This is a genomic window from Shinella sp. G-2, assembly GCF_050172695.1.
Lineage (GTDB): Bacteria > Pseudomonadota > Alphaproteobacteria > Rhizobiales > Rhizobiaceae > Shinella.
The window spans coordinates 1-703 of sequence record NZ_JBBEYH010000076.1; the positions used below are offsets into that span (position 1 = coordinate 1).

General features: G+C 58.6%; 1 protein-coding gene. It reads left to right on the forward strand.

Features of this window, described 5'->3' with window-relative positions:
• Nucleotides 1-703, forward strand: a 703-nt coding sequence (locus V8U06_RS29180) for an ATP-dependent nuclease (RefSeq protein WP_427143647.1), incomplete at both ends; no start/stop codon positions are given.

Sequence of the window (703 nt, forward strand, 5' to 3'; positions counted from 1 at the left end):
GTTTTGCGAGGCGAACTCAAGACCGAGTTCGATATCGACAAGCTGCGCCCGGCGGTCTTCACGCTGATCGCTGTCGAGGAACCGGAAAACAGCCTCTCACCGCATTACCTTGGACGTGTGGTCGCCAGTCTGTCCGCATTCTCCAAGGGACAGGATACCCAGGCGGTTCTGGCAACCCACTCGGCATCGATCATGCGCCGCATCGATCCGAAGCTCGTTCGGTATCTTCGGCTTGCCGCCGATCGCACCACACGGGTTAGGACCATCCAGCTCCCCGACAGCGAAAAGGATGCCGATGCGTTCAAGTTCGTGCGCGAAGCCGTACAGGCGTTCCCCGAACTTTATTTTTCCCGCTATGTCGTCCTTGGCGAGGGCGACAGCGAGGAGGTGGTTCTACCGCGCGTGATCAGCGCCATGGGCACCAGGATCGATGATGCCTCCATCTCGGTCGTGCCGCTTGGCGGACGGCATGTCAACCATTTCTGGCGCCTGCTGCACGGGCTCGAAATCCCCTTCGTCACTCTTCTTGATCTGGATCTTGCCCGTCACGACGGCGGCTGGGGTCGGGTTCGATATGCCTGCCAGCAACTGCTTGCTTATGGCGACGTAAAAAAGACTGCGCTGACACCCGACCATATCAAGAACATGACAGCGTGGGACGCTGAACCTCGACTGTTGAAAGATACCGGGAAATGGTTGTCCT